Raw genomic sequence first — 18,383 nt, 5'->3', positions numbered from 1 at the left:
ACACAGGAGGACCGATCCCGCTGGAGGAGCGGGATCGACGGGACCCTCAGACCTGGGGGACGTGGGTCTCGATCGCGATGATCCCCGACCCCGGGTTCGATGCCGACAGGTGCACGACCGAGAAGGCGCCGGGCTCGAGGTCGGCCGCGCTGCCGATGTACGAGCCGTGCATGGTGCCCGTCGCGAGTGCGATCTCGGAGAGGATGCCGGGCAGCACCGGTCCGTGGCTGCAGACGACCGCGGGCGTTCCGGAACGCACCCGGCGCCCGACCACCGTGCGGAGGTCGGAGACGCCGTCCTCCCACGCATCCTGGCTGATGCGCTCGGTCTTGACGGGCTTGCGGTCGAGGGCCTTCGCGAGCGGCTTCACGGTCTGCACGCAGCGCACCGCGTCACTCGTGACGATCTTGCGCACGCCGAAGGCCCGCAGGGGGCCGACGATCGACTCGGCCTGGCGGCGTCCTCGTCCGGTCAGGGGGCGTGCGGCATCCGCACCGTCCCACTCCGAGCGGGGGAGCGCCTTGGCGTGCCGCAGCGCGACGACGGGGAAGGTGCGCAGCACGCCGTCGTCGACGAGCTTCGCGAAGAAGTCGAGGATCTCGAGGTCGACCGGGTAGCTGAGACGTGCCCGTGCCTTCTTGACGCTCACCCACTCGAGGGCCGCGATCTCGCGGTTCGGCACGAACGTGGATTCGCGGATGGCGTCGTCGGTCGCCTCGGCGGCCCAGTAGTGCACCACCTTCTGCTTGTTCGAGGGCAGGTGGTAGCGGCTCACGCCCACCGGCACCCCGAGCGAGACGCGGATGCCGGTCTCCTCGTGCACCTCGCGCACCGCGGTCTCGGCGAGCATCTCGCCCGGATCGACCTTGCCCTTGGGCAGCGTGATGTCGCGGTACTTGGTGCGGTGGATCAGCAGGATGCGCAGCTTGTCGTCGACGATCCGCCAGACGACCGCACCGGCCGCGTACACGGCCTTGTCCGTCCACTTCGCGCGGGTGGGTCCCGCCGTCTGCGTCTGGCGAGCGGTCATCGCACCGCCCGCGCGCGGCGCCGCCGCTGGATCAACCCCATGGTCTTATCCTGCAGGTCGACCAGGGGGTTGCCCTCGGCATCCTCGGCGTGGCGCGTCCACACGCCCTCCTCGCCGAGGTGCCACGAGGTGGTCCCCGGGTCCATGGCGAGGTCGAAGAACGCGGTCAGCTCCTTCATGTGGTTCGGATCGGTCACCCGCACGAGCGCCTCGACGCGGCGGTCGAGGTTGCGGTGCATCATGTCGGCGCTGCCGATGTAGATCTGCGGGTCGCCGTCGTTGTGGAACGCGAAGATCCGAGAGTGCTCGAGGTACCGGCCGAGGATGCTGCGCACCGTGATGTTCTCGCTGATGCCCTCGAGGTCGGTGCGCAGGCTGCAGATGCCGCGCACCCAGACGTCGACCGTCACACCGGCGGCGCTCGCGCGGTACAGCGCATCGATGATCTCCTCGTCGACCATCGAGTTCACCTTGATGCGGATGCTGGCGGGCTTGCCGGCCTCGGCGTTGCGGCGCTCGTGGTCGATCTGGCGCACCAGCCCCTTGCGCAGGTGCAGCGGCGCGACGAGCAGACGCTTGAACTTCTTCTCGATCGCGTAGCCGCTCAGCTCGTTGAACAGGCGCGTGAGGTCCTTGCCGACCTGCGGGTCGGCCGTGAACAGGCCGAAGTCCTCGTAGATGCGACTCGTCTTCGGGTTGTAGTTTCCCGTGCCGATGTGCGAGTAGTGGCGCAGCACGCCCTCCTCCTCGCGGATCACGAGCGCGAGCTTGCAGTGCGTCTTGAGTCCGACGAGACCGTAGACGACGTGCACCCCGGCCTTCTCGAGCTTGCGCGCCCACACGATGTTGTTGGCCTCGTCGAAGCGGGCCTTGACCTCGACGAGGGCCAGCACCTGCTTGCCCGCCTCGGCCGCGTCGATCAGCGCCTGCACGATGGGGCTGTCGCCCGAGGTACGGTACAGCGTCTGCTTGATGGCGAGCACGTGCGGATCCCGCGCGGCCTGCTCGAGGAAGGCCACCACGCTCGTCGTGAACGACTCGTAGGGGTGGTGCACGAGGACGTCGGCCTTGCGGATCGCCTTGAAGATGTCGGCGCGGGTCTCGTTGCCGCCCGGCTGGAACGCCACGGGCGTGGTCGGCAGATGCGGCGGGTAGCGCAGGTCGGGACGGTCGATGCGCGACAGGCCGAACAGCCCTCGCAGGTCGAGCGGCCCGGGGAGGCGGTAGACCTCCTGATCGGTGATGTCGAGCTCGCGCACCAGGAGATCCATCGTGACCTCGTCCATGTCGTCGGTGATCTCCAGACGGATGGGCGGGCCGAACCTCCGCAGCCGCAGCTCGGCCTCGAGGGCCTGGATGAGGTTCTCGCTCTCGTCCTCCTCGATCACGACATCCTCGTTGCGCGTGAGACGGAAGGCGTGGTGGTCGAGCACCTCCATACCGGGGAACAGGTCGCCGAGGTGGTTCGCGATCAGTTCCTCGAGGCTCAGGAAGCGCTTGATCTCGCCGGCACCCGGCACCTCGACGAAGCGGGGGAGCATCGGCGGCACCTTGAGTCGCGCGAACTCCTGGCGACCGGTGCGGGCGTTGCGGATGCGGATCGCGAGGTTGAGCGAGAGGCCGGAGATGTACGGGAACGGGTGGGCCGGGTCGACCGCGAGCGGCATCAGCACGGGGAACACCTGCGCCTGGAAGTACTCGGTGAGCCCGGCGCGCTCGTCGTCGGTGAGGTCGGACCAGTCGGTGATCTCGATGCCGGCGTCGGCGAGGGCCGGGCGCACGAGCGTGGTCCAGGCGTCGGCGTGCCGCAGCTGCAGCTCGTGCGCCTCGCGGGAGATGTCGGCGAGCGCGTCGACGGGCGAGCGCCCGATGTTCGTGGGAACGGCGAGTCCGGTCACGATGCGGCGCTTGAGCCCCGCGACGCGGACCATGAAGAACTCGTCGAGGTTGCTCGCGAAGATCGCCAGGAAGTTCGCCCGCTCGAGTTCGGGCAGCGACGGATCCTCGGCGAGCTCGAGCACGCGCTGGTTGAACGCGAGCCAGCTCAGCTCGCGGTCGATGTACCGGTGGTCGGGCAGCAACGAGTCGGGGGCCTCGATGGCGTCGAAGTCGTCGTCTTCGGCATCGCCGAGACCTGCGTCGGCGAGAGCGGGATCGATCATGGGGTACATCTAAGCACCGTGAGGTGACGTGCGTGTGAACGAGACCGCGGTCAGGTGGCCGGTGCCGGGACCGTCTCGTCGTCGTACACGTTGAACCGGTAGCCGACGTTGCGCACGGTGCCGATGATCTGCTCCTGGTCGCCGAGCTTCGCGCGCAGGCGACGCACGTGCACGTCGACCGTGCGGGTGCCGCCGAAGTAGTCGTAGCCCCAGACCTCGCTGAGCAGCTGCTCGCGGGTGAACACCCGCGAGGGATGCGTCGCGAGGAAGTGCAGGAGCTGGAACTCCTTGTAGGTGAGGTCGAGCGGGCGCCCGTGCAGCTTGGCGGAATAGGACTGCTCGTCGATCGTCACGCCGGACGCCTGCACCCGGGTCGGCTCGGCCACCTCATCGCGCCGCGCGATCGCGAGGCGCACGCGGGCGTCGGTCTCGGCGGGGCCCGCCGTGGCGAGCAGCACGTCGTCGATGCCCCAGTCGCCGGACAGCGCGCTCATCCCGCCCTCCGTGACGACGAGGAGCAGCGGCGCCTCCTGGCCGGCGGCGCGCAGCAGTCGGCACAGCGACTTCGCGCCGACGAGGTCCTGACGGCCGTCGACGATCACGATGTCGTAGTCGGGAGCGCTGACGAGCTGCGCCGGCTCGGCCGGGATCTGCCGGACGCGGTGGCTGAGGAGTTCGAGAGCGGGGAGGACCTGATCCGCGATCGGAGCATTGGTCAACACCAGCACCTGGGCCACGCGCACTCCTTCCGGACGGCGGGGGACGCCGTGGGGCCATGATACCGGGCCTCGGGAGGTGCCGATCGCGCCGATGGGTGACAATGGACTCATGACCGAACCAGCACTCGCGCCGCGCAACGCGTTCGTGGGCGTGCTCGCGGTGTGGGCCGTCGCGTTCGTCGCGTCCATCGCCGTCGGCGTCTTCGTGCCCGAGGAGTGGCGTGTCCCGTGGCTGCTCGTGGCCTTCGGGGCGATCATCCTGCTGTCGTTCGCCGTACAGCTCTGGTACGGGCGCACCCAGGGGTTCATCCTCCGCGTCGGCGGCGGCGCTCTCGGCGCGCTCCTGGTGATGGGCGTCATCTCGGTCGGCTTCGGCCTGGCAGCCCTCGTGGCCTGATCGCGCGACAGCCGCGCGCGTGGAGGGTAATGTGGAGGTCATGGACCTCATGGCGCTCGAACTCTTCTTCATCGGCCTGCTGGGCCTGGCGAGCCTCGCGATCGTCTTCGTCTCGGTCGTCGTGCTGCGCAACCTGTTCCGCGGCCAGCGCTGAGTCGATCGTGCTCGAGCTCCCCACGGATCTCCCGGCCGATCTCGCGCCGCTCTCCTGGCTGATCGGCGTCTGGGAGGGAACCGGCGTGATCGACTACCCGGTCGGCGACGAGCGTCTGCAGGGCGAGTTCACGCACCGGGTGAGCTTCAGCCATGACGGCGGGCCGTTCCTGAACTACTCCGCGACCGCGACGTTCACGCGTGACGAGGGTGCGACCTCGTCTCCACTGGTCGCCGAGACCGGCTTCTGGCGGTTGAGCCGACCCGCGACGGATGCGGATGCCGGTCCCGGCCTGCTCCCCGCGCTCGCCGAGGCCGCAGCGCGTGGCGTCGACGACGTCGAGCAGTTGCGCGCGGCATCCGGCGGCTTCCCCCTCGAGGTGTCGATCGCGCACGCCGACGGGATGCTGGAGCTGTACCTCGGCGAGATCAACGGCCCCCGCATCGACATCGCCACGGATGCCGTGGTGCGCGCCGCCGGCGCGAAGGAGTACGGCTCCGCCACGCGCATGTACGGTCTGGTCGACAACCACCTCCTGTGGGCGTGGGACATCGCGGCCCTGGGCACCCCGCTGCGCTCGCACGCCTCGGCGCGGCTGGCGAAGATCTGACATGGCCGGCTTCCGCGACGTCGTCGGAGCCGTGACGGGCGAGAGCGGTGTCGACCACTTCGGCGACGTCTTCCGCGAGCAGCGGCGACTGGCCGCGGGCGAGGCGCTGGTGCCGCTCGACGACCGCGCCGTGATCGAGGTCGCCGGACCCGAGCGCCTCGGCTGGCTCGACTCCATCACCTCCCAGGCCCTCGGACGCCTCGCACCGGGTGAGAGCACGGAGCTGCTCGTGCTCGATCCTCAGGGTCGCGTCGAGCACGCGGCAGGTGTCGTCGACGACGGAGCCTCCACCTGGCTGATCGCGGATGCGGCTGACGCCGAGGGGCTCGCCACCTGGCTGCAGCGCATGAAGTTCCGCACGCAGGCCACGGTCGAGCTGCGCGTCGACCTGACGCTGCTCGGATTCGTGGACGCGGGCTCCGCAGCCGCGCGGGCGACCGACGCGGCGGCGCGTCCCGCCGGCACGCCCCTCGTATGGACCGATCCGTGGCAGCGCGTCAGCGCGGGCGGGCATCAGTACGCCGAGATCACCGCGCATCCCGGCGCCGATCTCGCCTGGCGGGTGGCGATCGTCCCGCGCGAGACAGCCGATGACCTCGCGGCATCCCTCTCCGCCGATGACCTCGCCGGCCTCCTGGCCGCTGAGGCGCTGCGCGTCGCCGCCTGGCGCCCGCGCTGGTCGGCCGAGGTCGACGAGCGTTCGCTGCCGCACGAATCCGACTGGCTGCGCACGGCCGTGCACCTGAACAAGGGCTGCTACCGCGGGCAGGAGACCGTCGCGAAGGTGCACAACCTCGGGCACCCTCCGCGTCGGCTCGCCGCCCTGCACCTCGACGGCAGCGACGCGGTGCTCCCGTCGCCCGGCGACCCGGTGTTCGCGGGCGACGACGAGGTGGGTCATGTCACCTCGGTGGCGCGGCATCACGAAGACGGGCCCATTGCCCTCGCGATCCTGTCGCGGCGCGCACCCGTGGGCGACCTGATCGTGCGTGCCGACGGCGGGGACATCGCCGCGGCTCAGCAGGTCATCGTGCCCGCGGATGCCGGATCGGTGGCCGACATCCCTCGTCTGACGCGCCTGTCGCGCCGCCCCAGCGCCCCGGATCCGCGTCACGCGGACTGAGCGCGTTCCGTCCTCACCGGCCGGGCAGCGGCGCCACCGCGGCCCACGGCAGCGTGAGCTCACCCAGGCGCCATCGCGTGCGGCCGCCCTCGACCGGCCACCCCTGAGCCCGCAGCGCGGTCACCGCCGCGAGGAACCGCTGCGTCGCGCCGAACGTCGACAGGGCCGCCGCTCGCTCCCACTCCCGGTCGAGATCCGCGAGCAGGGCGTGCACGCGCTCGCCGGGGACGTTCCGATGGATGAGCGCCTTCGGCAGCCGCTCGGCCACGATGCCGGGATGCTCGAGGTCGGCCAGCCGCAGCGAGATCGTGAAGCGCACGGGCTCGCCCGCGGCATCCACGTCGACCCAGCTCGCGATCCGTCCGATCTCGTCGCAGGTACCCTCCACGAGCAGGCCCCCGGGGGCCAGGCGCGCGGCCATGGTGCGCCACGCGTCGGGGACGTCGCGCTCGTCGTACTGCCGCAGCACGTTCATGGCACGGATGACGGCGGGGCGGCGTCCGGCAGGGAGCGGCACCTCGAACCCGCCGCGTGCGAAGGAGACCGGGAGGTCGGACGCGAACGGCGTGCGCCCCGCCTGCACCTCGGCGAGCTGCGCATCGGCCGTCGCGACCCTGGTCGGATCGATCTCGAGGCCGCGCACCTCGGCGTCGTCGCGCACGCGCCGCAGGCGGGTCGCCAGCTCGAACGCGGTGACGCCGCTCGCGCCGAAGCCCAGGTCGATCACGAGGGCGTCCTCGGCGCGCAGAAACGCCCGCGAGGCCGCGATCCAGCGGTCGTTGCGGCGCAGGCGGTTGGTCCCCGTGGTGCCGCGGGTGGGCCTGCCGAGGGGAGAAGACGCCATGCACCCATCCTCCCAGTCACCGGCCGTCACCGAGTGCCTCCCGAGACGGTCCGCCGATAAACTGACGGCATGACTGCGAAGCGCACCCTGATCCTGCTCCGTCACGGCCGGAGCGAGTGGAACGAACTGAACCTCTTCACCGGCTGGGTGGACGTCCGCCTGAACGAGCAGGGCAAGGCCGAGGCGAAGCGGGGCGGCGAGCTGCTCGCCGAGACCGGCATCCTCCCCGATGTGCTGCACACCTCGCTGCTGAGCCGCGCGATCCAGACCGCGAACATCGCGCTCGACGCGGCGGATCGCCTGTGGATCCCGGTGACCCGCTCGTGGCGTCTCAACGAGCGCCACTACGGCGCCCTGCAGGGCAAGGACAAGGCCCAGACGCTCGAGGAGTTCGGTCCCGAGCAGTTCCAGCTGTGGCGTCGCTCGTTCGACGTGCCGCCGCCCGTGCTCGACGACGAGAGCGAGTTCAGCCAGGTGAACGACCCGCGGTACGCGGGCATCGACGGCGAGGTGCCGCGCACGGAGTCGCTCAAGCTCGTGATCGACCGGCTGCTGCCGTACTGGGAGAGCGCGATCGTGCCCGACCTCGAGGCCGGCAAGACCGTGCTCGTCACGGCGCACGGCAACTCGCTGCGCGGTCTCGTGAAGCACCTCGAGGGCATCAGCGACGAGGCCATCGCCGAGCTCAACATCCCCACCGGCATCCCGCTCGTGTACGAGCTCGACGAGAACAACGTGCCGACCGGACCCGGTCGGTACCTCGACCCCGAGGCCGCGGCGGCAGGCGCCGCAGCCGTCGCCGCCCAGGGCAAGAAGTAACGCAGACGACGAAGGGGCGGATGCCGGTCGGCATCCGCCCCTTCGTCGTACCGGGATGCAGAGGTCAGGCGTGCCCGAGGGTCTGCTGCTCGGCGGCGAGGGCGATGTCGTCCTCGCCGGCCTGCCAGTCGCCGGTCGCCAGGTAGACGACCTTCTTCGCGACGGCGACCGCGTGGTCGGCGAAGCGCTCGTGGTAGCGGCTCGCGAGGGTCGCGTCGACCGTCGCGGTCGTCTCGCCCTTCCAGTTGTCGCTGAGCACCTTCTCGAAGACGCTGGCGTGCAGCTCGTCGACGTCGTCGTCCGCGTTGCGGATCTCGTCGGCGAACTTCATGTCCTGGGTGCGCAGCAGCTCGGTGAGCGTGCGGGCGATCTCGACGTCCAGCTCGCCCATCTTCACGAAGGTGCCCTTGAGGCCCTTCGGGATGGCGCGCTCGGGGAAGCGGAGACGCGCGAGCTGGGCGATGTGCTCGGACATGTCGCCCATGCGCTCGAGCGACGCGCTGACGCGCAGCGCGAACACGACGATGCGCAGGTCGCGGGCGACGGGCTGCTGACGGGCGAGGATCTCGATGGCCTGCTCGTCGAGGGCCACGGCCAGCTCGTCGATCTTGGCGTCGTCGGCGATGACCTCTTCGGCCAGGGCGACGTCGCTGGTCGCGAACGCCCGCGTGGCCTTGTCGATCGAGACCGTGACGAGGTCGGCGATCTCCACGAGGCGTGCCTGCAGATCCTCGAGGGACTGGTGGAAGACTTCGCGCATGAGGGCGCAACCTTTCATTCGGGTCTCGGCGGGGTGCCGGCGCGAGACGGCTGGGTCGTCCCGCACGAGAGAGGACCTCGCTCCCGCGCAGGTCCGAGAGCGATTCTCGACCCCGAAGGTTAACGAACGGTGCCCAGCACGTGAATAGTACTTCTCCACTGGGGGCGCTGTCGGGCGAACCCGCCGTGCGGTCGGTGAACGCACTCTACGCTGGTGACATGACCCTGCCGCAGATCGCGCTGTTCGCGCTGTTCGTCGGCGTCGCGATCGGCGTGGGGCTGTCGCTCGTGGTGGCATGGGCGTACCGCACGAGGGCCAGGATCGCCGACGAGACGTCCCTCGCGGTGCCCGACGGCGTGACCGCCGTGCTCTCGAGCATGGACGACGCCGCGTGCGTGGTCGATCCGTCCGGACTCGTCCTGGCCGTGTCCAAGGCGGCGGCGCGCTTCGACATCGTGACGGGGGCCCCGCTGGAGAACCCCGAACTGCGGCAGCTCGTACGGAGCCTCCGCACCGACGCTGCCTCGGTGACCGAGTCGCTGCGCATCACACGTGGGGGTCTCAGCCTCGATCCGCGCCTCGTCTCGGCACGCGCCAGCACGATCAGTCCTCGCATGTCGCTCCTCGTCATCCGCGACGTCACCGAGCAGGAGCGGCTCGACCAGATGCGCCGCGACTTCGTGGCGAACACCAGCCACGAGCTCAAGACGCCGGTGGGGGCGATCACGCTTCTCGCCGAGGCCATCGAGTCGGCGGCCGACGACGCCCAGCAGGTGCGGCACTTCGCGACCCGCATCTCGGCGGAGGCCGTGCGACTGGGGCAGCTGACGGGGCGCATCATGAGCCTGTCGCGTCTGCAGACCGACGACGCGCTCTCCTCTGCGCGGGCGGTTTCGATCGACGAGGTCATCGCCTCGGCGATCGAGGCGCACGCCGTGCAGGCGGGCTCCGCAGGAGTCGAGATCGCGCGCGGCGGCGACCGCGGGGTCTGGGTGCACGGCGACTCGCAGATCCTCATCGAGGCGTTCGGCAACCTCATCGCGAACGCGATCGTGTACTCGCCCAAGGGGTCGCGCGTCGGCGTCGGTGTGAAGGCCGACGGCGAGATCGTCGAGATCGCGGTCTCCGACCAGGGGATCGGCATCTCCGAGGCCGACCGCGAGCGCATCTTCGAACGGTTCTACCGGGCCGACGAAGCACGGTCCCGCCGCACCGGCGGCACCGGACTCGGCCTGTCGATCGTCAAGCACGCCACGCAGCGGCACGGCGGCGAGGTGCTGCTGTGGTCACGGCCGGGCCGCGGGTCGACGTTCACGATCAGACTTCCCCGGATCGAGGAGCCCGCGCACCTCGGCAAGGACAAGAAGAGCAAGAAGAAGCGCGAGCGCAAGGCCGCCAAGGCCGCGGCCCGCGTCCGAAACGGAGAGAACGCATGACCCGCATCCTTCTCGTCGAAGACGAACCCGATCTCGCCGACCCGCTGGCGTACCTCCTGCGACGCGAGGGTTACGAGGTGGAGATCGCCGAAGACGGCCCCGGCGCCCTGACGGCGTTCCGCGAGCGCGGTGCCGACGTGGTGCTGCTCGACCTCATGCTTCCCGGGATGCCGGGTACCGAGGTCTGCCGACAGATCCGCTCGACCTCGGCGGTGCCCATCATCATGCTGACCGCGAAGGACTCGGAGGTCGACATCGTGGTGGGGCTGGAGCTCGGCGCCGACGACTACATCACCAAGCCGTACTCGTCGCGCGAACTCCTCGCCCGCATGCGCGCCGTCCTGAGGCGCGTGGTGCAGGCCGAGAGCGAGCTCGACGAGCGGGTGCTCGACGGCGGCCGCGTGAGCCTCGACATCGACCGCCACACAGTCTCGGTCGCGGGTCAGCAGATCAACATGCCGCTCAAGGAGTTCGAGCTGCTCGAGGTGCTCATGCGCAACTCGGGGCGCGTGCTGACCCGCGGGCAGCTGATCGACCGGGTGTGGGGCAGCGACTACTTCGGCGACACCAAGACGCTCGACGTGCACATCAAGCGCATCCGATCGCGCATCGAGGAGAACCCGAGCGAACCCGTCATGCTCGTCACGGTGCGCGGACTCGGATACCGCTTCGAAGGCTGAGCCCGGAACGACGGAAGAGGCCGGCACCACAGGGGTGCCGGCCTCTTCGCGTCTGTGAGGACGAGTCGGATCAGTTCTCGGGAGCGGGAGCCGCCGTGTCGGTCGGCATCGGCTCGGGAGTGCTCTCGGCCGTGGTGGGCACGAGATCCTTGTAGTAGGGGAGCGTGCCGTCGAGCACGGGCACCTGCGTCTTGGTGCCGGCGCCGTCGCCCGACTGGAAATGGATCTCGACCGTGGAGCCCGGCTTGGAGTCGAGGTCGACGATGCGCAGCGGCTCCTCGTCGGCGCCGAAGCTGATGGTCCTGCCGGCGGGCACCGTCACCGTGAACGGCTCGATGCCGGCGAGGGTGATCGTGAGGGTGGCCTTCTCGGAGGTCGGGTTGACGACCGCGCCGATGAAGTTGCCGACCGTGCCGTCCTCGTTCGCGACGATGAACGCGTTGCGGACGTCGAGCGGTCCGTCGGAGTCGGAGACGTTCACGCCGTCCGATGCCGAGTACTCGATCTTCGTCGACTGCGGCGTGATGAACGTGCAGCCCGTCGCGCCGAGCAGAACGAGGGCGCTGATGGCGGCAGACGCGACAAGGCGCGATTTCACGGGTCCTCCTGAGGTCCGACGGGATATCCGCATCCCATTCTATGCGCATGAGGCCGGGCGCCCGTGGACGCCGGGGCGCGAACCTTAGCGTATGTCCCCTGTGGTATCCTTGAGGTTGCCGAAAGGACACGTTTTTATGCTTTTTGAGGTTGGCGAGACCGTCGTCTATCCGCACCATGGCGCTGCGACCATCATCGAGGTCAAGGAGCGCATCATCAAGGGCGAGGCGAAGAAATACCTGAAGCTCAACGTCACTCAGGGTGACCTCATCATCGAGGTCCCCGCTGAGAACGTCGATCTCGTGGGCGTTCGCGATGTGATCGGCAAGGAGGGCCTCGACCACGTGTTCGAGGTGCTGCGTGCGCCGTTCACCGAGGAGCCGACCAACTGGTCGCGTCGCTACAAGGCGAACCTCGAGAAGCTCGCCTCCGGTGACGTCATCAAGGTGAGCGAGGTCGTGCGCGACCTGTGGCGCCGCGACCAGGACCGCGGGCTCTCCGCGGGGGAGAAGCGGATGCTCGCCAAGGCGCGCCAGATCCTCATCTCCGAGCTGGCGCTCGCCGAGAAGATCGACGAGGACAAGGCGGGCGCACTGCTCGACGAGGTCCTCGCGTCCTGAGCGGATTCCGAGAGAAGGCGGGTGCTTCGGCATCCGCCTTCTTCGTCTGCGCGGGTAACGTGAAGGCGTGAGCATGCTTCCCGTCCCGACCGCCGCGATCATCGTCGTCGCCGCCGGATCGGGCACACGATTGGATGCCGGGGCGCCCAAGGCGTTCGTGGGCATCGACACGCACTCGATCCTCCGTCATGCGCTCGACGGCGTGTTCGCCGCCGCCCCCGCCCAGGTCGTGGTGGTCGCACCCGCGGGGTTCGAGGGCGACGCGGAGACCGAACTGCGCGCCGCGGCGGGTGATCGCATCGACCTCGCGCGCGTCGTAACCGGCGGGGGCACCCGTCAGGAGTCCGTCGCGGCGGGCCTCGCAGCGCTGTGGGGCGACGTCTCGACCGTGCTCGTGCACGACGCGGCGCGCGCGCTCACCCCGCCCTCCCTGATCGACGCGGTCGTCGCCGCCGTCGACGAGCGCACCGGCGTCCTGCCGACGCTTCCGGTCGTCGACACCCTCAAGCATGTCGACGGCCACACCGTGGTCGGCCCGGTCGACCGCTCGGCGCTCGCGGCGGCACAGACGCCCCAGGGGTTCCCCCGTGCGCTGCTGGAGGCCGCGTACGCGCAGGCGGCTCGCGACGGTGTCGAGTACACGGATGACGCGGCACTGTTCGCGGCGGCCGGGCACCCGGTGCAGCGCATCGACGGGTCGGCCCGGGGTTTCAAGATCACGACCCCCGACGACCTCGATCGCGCGCGACAGCTGCTCGCGCCCTCCTCCCGTCCCGACACGTGGGCGCTGACCGCGGCCCCCCGCGTCGGCGTCGGCACCGACGTGCATGCGTTCGGCGGCACCGGCAACCTCTGGCTCGCGGGTCTCGAGTGGCCCGGAGAGCAGCCGTTGTCCGGGCACTCCGACGGCGACGCGGTCGCGCACGCGATGGTCGATGCGCTGCTCGGCGCCGCCGGACTCGGCGATATCGGCGAGCACTTCGGCACGGCGCATCCCGAATACGCGGGAGCGCACGCCGAGGTCTTCCTCGCCCGCACACGGGAGATGCTCGTCGAGCGCGGTTTCCGGATCGGCAACGTCTCGGTGCAGTTCCAGGGCAACAGGCCGCGGTTCAGTGCTCGGCGCATCGAGGCCGAGGGAGTGCTGTCGGCCGCACTGGGGGGCGCACCCGTCTCGGTGGCGGCCACGACGACCGACGGCCTGGGGTTCCCCGGTCGTGCCGAAGGCATCGCGGTGACCGCGGTCGCCATCGTCTTCGATACCGGCCTGCCCCCCGGCGCGGGGCACGGTGTCTCCACGCAGGCCACCGCAGAGAGGGAGCAGTCATGAGAGCAGTCGTCATCGGAGCGAACGGAACCGTCGGTCGTGCCGCGGTCGAGGCGCTGCAGGGGCACGAGGTCATCGCCGCCTCCCGCAGCGGGGACCCCGCGGTCGACGCCACCGACCCTGCATCCGTCGCCCGTCTGTTCGCCACGATCGGAGAGGTGGATGCCGTGGTCGTCGCGCTCGGGAGCGTGGCGTTCCGCCCGCTCGGCGAGCTCACCCGGGAGGACTACGACGCCGCGTTCCGCAGCAAGGTGCTCTCGCAGGTCGACATCGTGCGCCTGGGAACGCCGTTCGTGCGTGACGGGGGCTCGTTCACGCTGACCTCGGGTGTGCTCGCGCGTGAGCCGATCGCGACCGGAGCCGCAGCCTCGCTCGTGAACGGCGCGATCGAGTCGTTCACGCTCGCGGCCGCGACCGAGCTGCCCCGTGGCATCCGCATCAACGCCGTGAGCCCCTCGGTGCTCGAGGATGCCCCCGCGTACCACTCCTCGTTCCCCGGGTTCGTGCCCGTCTCCTCGTATCGCGTCGGGCAGGCCTTCGCGAAGAGCGTGCTCGGCGTGCAGACCGGTCAGGTCTTCGCGGTCGACTGAGCGATCCGCTGAGCCCGGCCCCGACTCCGGAATCCCGCGCCGGGTAGGCTTGACCGGTGACCCTCCGCCTCTATGACACCCGCGAACAGCGGCTGCGCGACTTCGTGCCTCTCGACCCCGAGAACATCACGATGTACGTGTGCGGACCCACCGTGCAGTCCGGCCCCCACATCGGGCACGTGCGCGCGGCGCTGAGCTTCGACCTGCTGCGACGGTGGCTCGCGTATCGGTACGAGCGGGTGACGTTCGTGCGCAACGTCACCGACATCGACGACAAGGTGCTCGCGAACGCGACGGATGCTGAGCCCTGGTGGGCGCTGGCCTACCGCATGGAGCAGGAGTTCACGCGGGCGTACTCGGCGATCGGCATCCTGCCCCCGACGTATGAACCGCGGGCCACGGCATCCGTGCCGCAGATGCAGGAGCTCATCGCGACGCTCATCGAGCGCGGCCATGCATACCCGGCGCCCGACGGCTCGGGCGACGTGTACTTCGACGTGCGGTCGTGGGAGTCGTACGGCTCGCTCACGAACCAGTCGGTCGACGCGATGGAGGCCGCGGAGGACGCGGACCCGCGCGGCAAGCGCAACCCGCAGGACTTCGCGCTCTGGAAGGGTGCCAAGAAGGACGAGCCCGCGGATGCCGTGTGGCAGTCGCCCTGGGGCGCCGGTCGCCCCGGGTGGCACATCGAGTGCTCGGCCATGTCGCGCCGCTATCTCGGCGACGAGTTCGACATCCACGGCGGCGGGCTCGACCTGCGCTTCCCCCACCACGAGAACGAGCTCGCCCAGTCGACCGCAGCGGGCCTCGACTTCGCGAAGTACTGGGTGCACAACGGCCTCGTGACCGTCCGCGGGCAGAAGATGTCGAAGTCGCTGGGCAACTTCACCCTCGCGTCGGAGGTGGAAAGAAGCCACGACCCGCTCGTGGTGCGCTACGCGCTCGCCGCCGCACACTACCGGTCGAGCCTCGACCTCACGGACTCGTCGTGGGCGGAGGCGGGGGCCGCGCTCGGGCGCATCCGTACGTTCATCGATCGGGCTGACCGGATCTCGTCCGCCAACGACGACGAACGCAGGGATCAGGACGCACGCGCCGAGCTCCGCGGTTACTCCGGTGCTCGCGCGCAGGATCTCGACGACGCTGACGGTCAGCGCGGAGCGATCCCGGTGGAGTTCGAGAGGGCCATGGACGACGACCTCGGCGTACCCCAGGCGCTGGCGGTACTGCATGACCACGTGCGACGGGGCAACCAGGCGCTAGACGAGGGCGACGACACGAGCGCTGAGCGCGCGCTGCACGCCGTTCAGGCGATGGTCCGCGTGCTCGGGCTCGACGGCGCGCCGGAGGCGTCGACGACGAGCGCTCAGGCAGTCGCTCTGGATTCGCTGATGGACGAACTGATCGCACAGCGGGCACAGGCGCGCGCCGACAAGGACTTCGCGGAGGCGGATCGCATCCGCGACATGATCGCCGCCGCAGGAATCACGCTGGAGGACACTCCGGCCGGACCTCATTGGAGTATCGATGGCTAAGCCAGGCAACCCCTCAGCAGGCAAGGGCAAGAAGGGCCCCACCAAGGGCTCCGGCGGCAAGGGTCGCAGCTCGCTCGAAGGGCGCGGACCGACCCCGAAGGCGGAAGACCGCGCCTGGCACCCGGCCGGCAAGCGCAAGGCGGCTGCCGAGCGCTACGCCGCCGCGGGCGGCCGCGGCAAGCCGGGTGGGCGTCAGACGTCCGGCGGCAACCCGAACCGCAGCGCCCGCGCGAAGGACAACACGACCGACACCGAAACGGTGACCGGGCGCAACTCGGTGCTCGAGGCGCTGCGCGCGAAGATCCCGGCATCCGCGTTCTACATCGCGCAGCGGGTCGAGATGGACGACCGCGTCAAGGAGATGCTGTCGATCGCGACCAACCGCGGCATCCCGGTGCTCGAGGTCACGCGTCAGGAGCTCGACCGCATGGCCGGGTTCGACGGCGTGCACCAGGGCGTCGCGATCAAGGTGCCGCCGTACGAGTACGCGCACCCGCAGGATCTCCTCGAGCAGGTCATCGACAAGGGCGAGGTGCCGCTGTTCGTGGCCCTCGACGGCATCACCGACCCGCGCAACCTCGGCGCGATCATCCGCTCGACCGGCGCCTTCGGCGGGCACGGCATCATCCTGCCGCAGCGCCGCTCGGCCGGTGTGAACTCGGCCGCGTGGAAGACGAGCGCCGGCGCCGCCGCGCGCGTGCCCGTGGCGCTCGCGTCGAACCTCACGACGCAGCTCAAGGAGTTCAAGAAGCAGGGCGTGTTCGTGCTCGGGCTCGACGGCGACGGCGATGTGCTGCTGCCCGACCTCCAGCTCGCCGACCGGCCTGTCGTGATCGTCACCGGTTCCGAGGGCAAGGGGCTCTCGCGCCTGGTCGCCGAGACCTGCGATCAGATCGTCTCGATCCCGATCTCGGCCGTCACCGAGTCGCTCAACGCCGGCATCGCGACCTCGGTCGCGCTCTACCAGGTGTCCACGATCCGCAACGCGAAGTAGGAGGAAGAGCACCATGGCCCGCATCGTCGTCCTCGGAGGCACCGGTTACGCCGGCCGGCACATCGTCACGGAGGCGGTGAGTCGCGGCCACGAGGTCGTCGCGGTGTCCCGCTCGACGCCGTCGGACGCGGTCGAGGGGGCATCGTACGTGCAGGGATCCGCTCTCGACGCGGCCTCGCTCGACGGGGTGTTCGATGGAGCGGATGCGGTCGTCTCGGCGCTCTCGCCGCGCGGCGACATGACCGACCGCGTGCTGGAGGCGCTGCGCACCGTGATCGCCGCGCTCGACGGCACCGCGACCAGGCTCGGCGTCATCGGCGGCGCCGGAGGCAGTCTCGTCGCCCCGGGCGGCCCGCGGCTGTTCGACCTCGACTTCCCCGAGGAGTACAAGGCCGAGGCGCAGGTAGGCATCGACTCGCTCGCGCTGCTCGAATCGACGGATGCCGGACTCGACTGGTTCTTCATCCATCCGGCCGAGGTGTTCGGTCCGTGGGCGGAGGGTGAGCGCACCGGGCACTACCGCGACGGCGGCGACGTGATCGTGCGTGACGCCGACGGGAAGTCGTTCATCTCGGGCGCGGACCTCGCTGTCGCCGTGGTCGACGAGATCGAGCAGGGCAACCACCGCCGCGAACGGTTCACGGTCGGCTACTGACGCCGCGCGAGACGACACGCGCTCAGACGAGATCGCGCCAGTCGATCTCGTCGTCGCCCTCGTCGCTCACCGACGTCGCCCCCGTGATCACGGGCAGGCTCATGGTCTCGGTCGGCGGCCCCATGATGGTCGCCTCGTCGCGCCGGTGGCGCAGCACCTCGTTGATGTAGCTCGTGAGCACCTCGGCGAGGGGAACCGAGCGCCCCTGCGCCTGCGACAGGTACCAGCGGTGCTCGAGCACCTGGTGGAAGACCTCGGCCGGCTCGAGCTTGGCCCGCAGTTCGTAGGGGATCGCGCGGACCACGGGCTCGAACACGCGGGTGAGCCACTCGTGCGCGTACATCTCCTCGTCGGCCCACTGCTTGGTCGACCGGGCGCGGAACTCGTCGAGATCGTTGAGCAGACGGCGGGCCTGGTTCTCCTCGACGTCGAGTCCGGTGAGGCGGATGAGCCGGCGCTGGTGATGACCGGCATCGACGACCTTCGGCTGGATCTCGACGACCGTGCCGTCGGATGTCGTCGACATGGACATCTCGTCGATGTCGAAACCGAGGGCGTTGAGCCGCTCGACGCGCTCCGTGATGCGCCACGTCTCGGCGGCCGCGAACGACTCCTGCGCCGTGAGCTCGGCCCACAGCGACCGGTACGACGACACGATGCCGTCGGCGATCGCGATCGCGTCGACCCCGTGCTCCAGGCGCCCGCCCGCGGCGAGGTCCATGACCTCGCCGGCGATGTTCGTGCGGGCGAGGTCGAGGTCGTAGGCGCGCTGACCGTCGGTGAGACCCTCCTCGTGCAGCTCGCCGGTCTCGGCGTCGACGAGGTACGCGGCGAACGCTCCGGCATCCCGGCGGAACAGCGTGTTCGACAGCGACACGTCGCCCCAGTAGAACCCGACGTTGTGCAGACGCACCAGCAGCACCGCGAGCGCATCGACGAGGCGATTCGCGGTGTCGGGGCGCAGCACGCGCGTGAAGAGCGCGCGGTAGGGCATGGAGAAGCGCAGGTGCGAGGTCACGAGGGCCGCGGGCAGGGGCGTGCCCTCGGCATCCGAACGTCCGGCGATGACCGCGACGCGATCGACGCACGGCACGTCGAGGCGGGCGAGGTTGCCGAGCATCTCGTATTCGCGACGGGCCATCTCGTCGGTGGTCTCCTTGACGGCGACCACGCGACCCGAGAGGTCCGCGAAGCGCACGAGGTGACGCGACAGGCCCTTCGGAAGCGACACGATGCTCTCGGACGGCCAGGTCGCCAGCGGCGTCGACCACGGCAGGGCGAGCAGGCCGGGGTCGACCGTGCTCGCGGTGATGCGCAGCGCGTCCTGCATG

At 70.1% G+C, this 18,383-nt stretch carries 20 protein-coding genes; 13 read left to right on the top strand and 7 right to left on the bottom strand.

Going from position 1 to position 18,383, the window contains the following annotated elements; genetic code table 11:
- Nucleotides 1-46: 46 nt before the first annotated feature.
- Genes ACIPYT_RS00370 through ACIPYT_RS00360 form a run of 3 tightly spaced genes read right to left on the bottom strand, consistent with a single transcriptional unit; the run spans nt 47 to nt 3,929 of the window.
- Entirely contained in the window at nt 47-1,030 is a 984-nt protein-coding gene (locus ACIPYT_RS00370; RefSeq protein WP_401069270.1) for an NUDIX domain-containing protein, read from the bottom strand.
- Nucleotides 1,027-3,192 (bottom strand): RNA degradosome polyphosphate kinase, encoded by a 2,166-nt coding sequence (locus ACIPYT_RS00365; RefSeq protein ID WP_401069267.1) that lies wholly within the window; start codon nt 3,190-3,192, stop codon nt 1,027-1,029. Before ACIPYT_RS00365 ends, ACIPYT_RS00370 begins: the two co-directional genes overlap by 4 nt.
- Nucleotides 3,193-3,242: 50 nt before the next feature.
- Nucleotides 3,243-3,929: a winged-helix domain-containing protein gene (locus ACIPYT_RS00360; RefSeq protein WP_401069264.1), complete on the bottom strand. Its 687-nt coding sequence runs from the start codon at nt 3,927-3,929 to the stop codon at nt 3,243-3,245.
- A gap of 91 nt (nt 3,930-4,020) precedes the next feature.
- On the opposite strand from ACIPYT_RS00360, the gene ACIPYT_RS00355 reads away from it, so the two are divergent.
- The 4 genes from ACIPYT_RS00355 to ACIPYT_RS00340 are packed head-to-tail and all read left to right on the top strand — an operon-like array spanning nt 4,021 to nt 6,195.
- Complete coding sequence (locus tag ACIPYT_RS00355; protein ID WP_401069261.1) at nt 4,021-4,308, top strand: hypothetical protein; 288 nt, start codon at nt 4,021-4,023, stop codon at nt 4,306-4,308.
- Nucleotides 4,309-4,339: 31 nt separating this feature from the next.
- On the top strand, nt 4,340-4,462 hold the full coding sequence (locus ACIPYT_RS00350) for a hypothetical protein (RefSeq protein ID WP_401074857.1): 123 nt from the start codon (nt 4,340-4,342) through the stop codon (nt 4,460-4,462).
- Between the two features lie 7 nt (nt 4,463-4,469).
- Nucleotides 4,470-5,072 (top strand): FABP family protein, encoded by a 603-nt coding sequence (locus ACIPYT_RS00345; RefSeq protein WP_401069259.1) that lies wholly within the window; start codon nt 4,470-4,472, stop codon nt 5,070-5,072.
- 1 nt (nt 5,073) lies between these two features.
- Nucleotides 5,074-6,195, top strand: coding sequence for a YgfZ/GcvT domain-containing protein (locus ACIPYT_RS00340; RefSeq protein ID WP_401069256.1), 1,122 nt, complete (start codon nt 5,074-5,076; stop codon nt 6,193-6,195).
- A 13-nt stretch (nt 6,196-6,208) separates the two neighbouring features.
- Here the strand turns inward: ACIPYT_RS00340 and ACIPYT_RS00335 are convergent, their stop codons facing one another.
- Complete coding sequence (locus ACIPYT_RS00335) at nt 6,209-7,039, bottom strand: class I SAM-dependent methyltransferase (protein ID WP_401069254.1); 831 nt, start codon at nt 7,037-7,039, stop codon at nt 6,209-6,211.
- A 69-nt stretch (nt 7,040-7,108) separates the two neighbouring features.
- Here ACIPYT_RS00335 and ACIPYT_RS00330 point away from each other — a divergent pair, with 69 nt between their 5' ends.
- Complete coding sequence (locus ACIPYT_RS00330) at nt 7,109-7,858, top strand: phosphoglyceromutase (RefSeq protein ID WP_401069249.1); 750 nt, start codon at nt 7,109-7,111, stop codon at nt 7,856-7,858.
- A gap of 64 nt (nt 7,859-7,922) precedes the next feature.
- Here the strand turns inward: ACIPYT_RS00330 and phoU are convergent, their stop codons facing one another.
- Nucleotides 7,923-8,618, bottom strand: a complete 696-nt coding sequence (gene phoU, locus ACIPYT_RS00325; RefSeq protein ID WP_401069246.1) for a phosphate signaling complex protein PhoU — start codon at nt 8,616-8,618, stop codon at nt 7,923-7,925.
- 218 nt (nt 8,619-8,836) lie between these two features.
- On the opposite strand from phoU, the gene ACIPYT_RS00320 reads away from it, so the two are divergent.
- Together ACIPYT_RS00320 and ACIPYT_RS00315 are read left to right on the top strand one after the other, a co-directional pair.
- Entirely contained in the window at nt 8,837-10,054 is a 1,218-nt protein-coding gene (locus ACIPYT_RS00320; protein ID WP_401069243.1) for a sensor histidine kinase, read from the top strand.
- The gene (locus tag ACIPYT_RS00315; protein ID WP_401069240.1) at nt 10,051-10,734 is read left to right on the top strand and encodes a response regulator; all 684 of its coding nucleotides are present in this window, start codon (nt 10,051-10,053) and stop codon (nt 10,732-10,734) included. Before ACIPYT_RS00320 ends, ACIPYT_RS00315 begins: the two co-directional genes overlap by 4 nt.
- A gap of 70 nt (nt 10,735-10,804) precedes the next feature.
- Here ACIPYT_RS00315 and ACIPYT_RS00310 read toward each other — a convergent pair whose 3' ends face one another.
- On the bottom strand, nt 10,805-11,332 hold the full coding sequence (locus ACIPYT_RS00310; protein ID WP_401069237.1) for a DNA modification methylase: 528 nt from the start codon (nt 11,330-11,332) through the stop codon (nt 10,805-10,807).
- A gap of 136 nt (nt 11,333-11,468) precedes the next feature.
- Between ACIPYT_RS00310 and ACIPYT_RS00305 the strand changes: the two genes are divergently transcribed.
- The 6 genes from ACIPYT_RS00305 to ACIPYT_RS00280 all read left to right on the top strand — a co-directional run bounded on the left by ACIPYT_RS00305 (nt 11,469) and on the right by ACIPYT_RS00280 (nt 17,052).
- Nucleotides 11,469-11,951, top strand: coding sequence for a CarD family transcriptional regulator (locus ACIPYT_RS00305; protein WP_045255828.1), 483 nt, complete (start codon nt 11,469-11,471; stop codon nt 11,949-11,951).
- 73 nt (nt 11,952-12,024) lie between these two features.
- Nucleotides 12,025-13,281: a 2-C-methyl-D-erythritol 4-phosphate cytidylyltransferase gene (ispD, locus tag ACIPYT_RS00300; protein WP_401074703.1), complete on the top strand. Its 1,257-nt coding sequence runs from the start codon at nt 12,025-12,027 to the stop codon at nt 13,279-13,281.
- Nucleotides 13,278-13,868, top strand: coding sequence for a short chain dehydrogenase (locus tag ACIPYT_RS00295; RefSeq protein ID WP_401069233.1), 591 nt, complete (start codon nt 13,278-13,280; stop codon nt 13,866-13,868). The genes ispD and ACIPYT_RS00295 overlap by 4 nt, the downstream gene beginning before the upstream one ends.
- A 56-nt stretch (nt 13,869-13,924) precedes the next feature.
- Nucleotides 13,925-15,403, top strand: coding sequence for a cysteine--tRNA ligase (gene cysS / locus ACIPYT_RS00290; protein ID WP_401069230.1), 1,479 nt, complete (start codon nt 13,925-13,927; stop codon nt 15,401-15,403).
- A complete protein-coding gene (gene rlmB / locus ACIPYT_RS00285; protein ID WP_401069227.1) occupies nt 15,396-16,397 on the top strand; it encodes a 23S rRNA (guanosine(2251)-2'-O)-methyltransferase RlmB in 1,002 nt (333 codons plus the stop codon). The genes cysS and rlmB overlap by 8 nt, the downstream gene beginning before the upstream one ends.
- 13 nt (nt 16,398-16,410) lie before the next feature.
- Complete coding sequence (locus ACIPYT_RS00280) at nt 16,411-17,052, top strand: NAD(P)-dependent oxidoreductase (RefSeq protein WP_401069224.1); 642 nt, start codon at nt 16,411-16,413, stop codon at nt 17,050-17,052.
- A gap of 22 nt (nt 17,053-17,074) precedes the next feature.
- Here ACIPYT_RS00280 and ACIPYT_RS00275 read toward each other — a convergent pair whose 3' ends face one another.
- Nucleotides 17,075-18,382 (bottom strand): DUF4032 domain-containing protein, encoded by a 1,308-nt coding sequence (locus ACIPYT_RS00275; RefSeq protein WP_401069221.1) that lies wholly within the window; start codon nt 18,380-18,382, stop codon nt 17,075-17,077.
- Nucleotide 18,383: the final 1 nt, after the last annotated feature.

The organism is Microbacterium sp. NPDC089695, assembly GCF_044749085.1.
Taxonomy (GTDB): domain Bacteria; phylum Actinomycetota; class Actinomycetes; order Actinomycetales; family Microbacteriaceae; genus Microbacterium.
The sequence above is the reverse complement of the archived record's forward strand: the minus strand, read 5'-3'. Positions and strand labels throughout refer to the sequence as shown.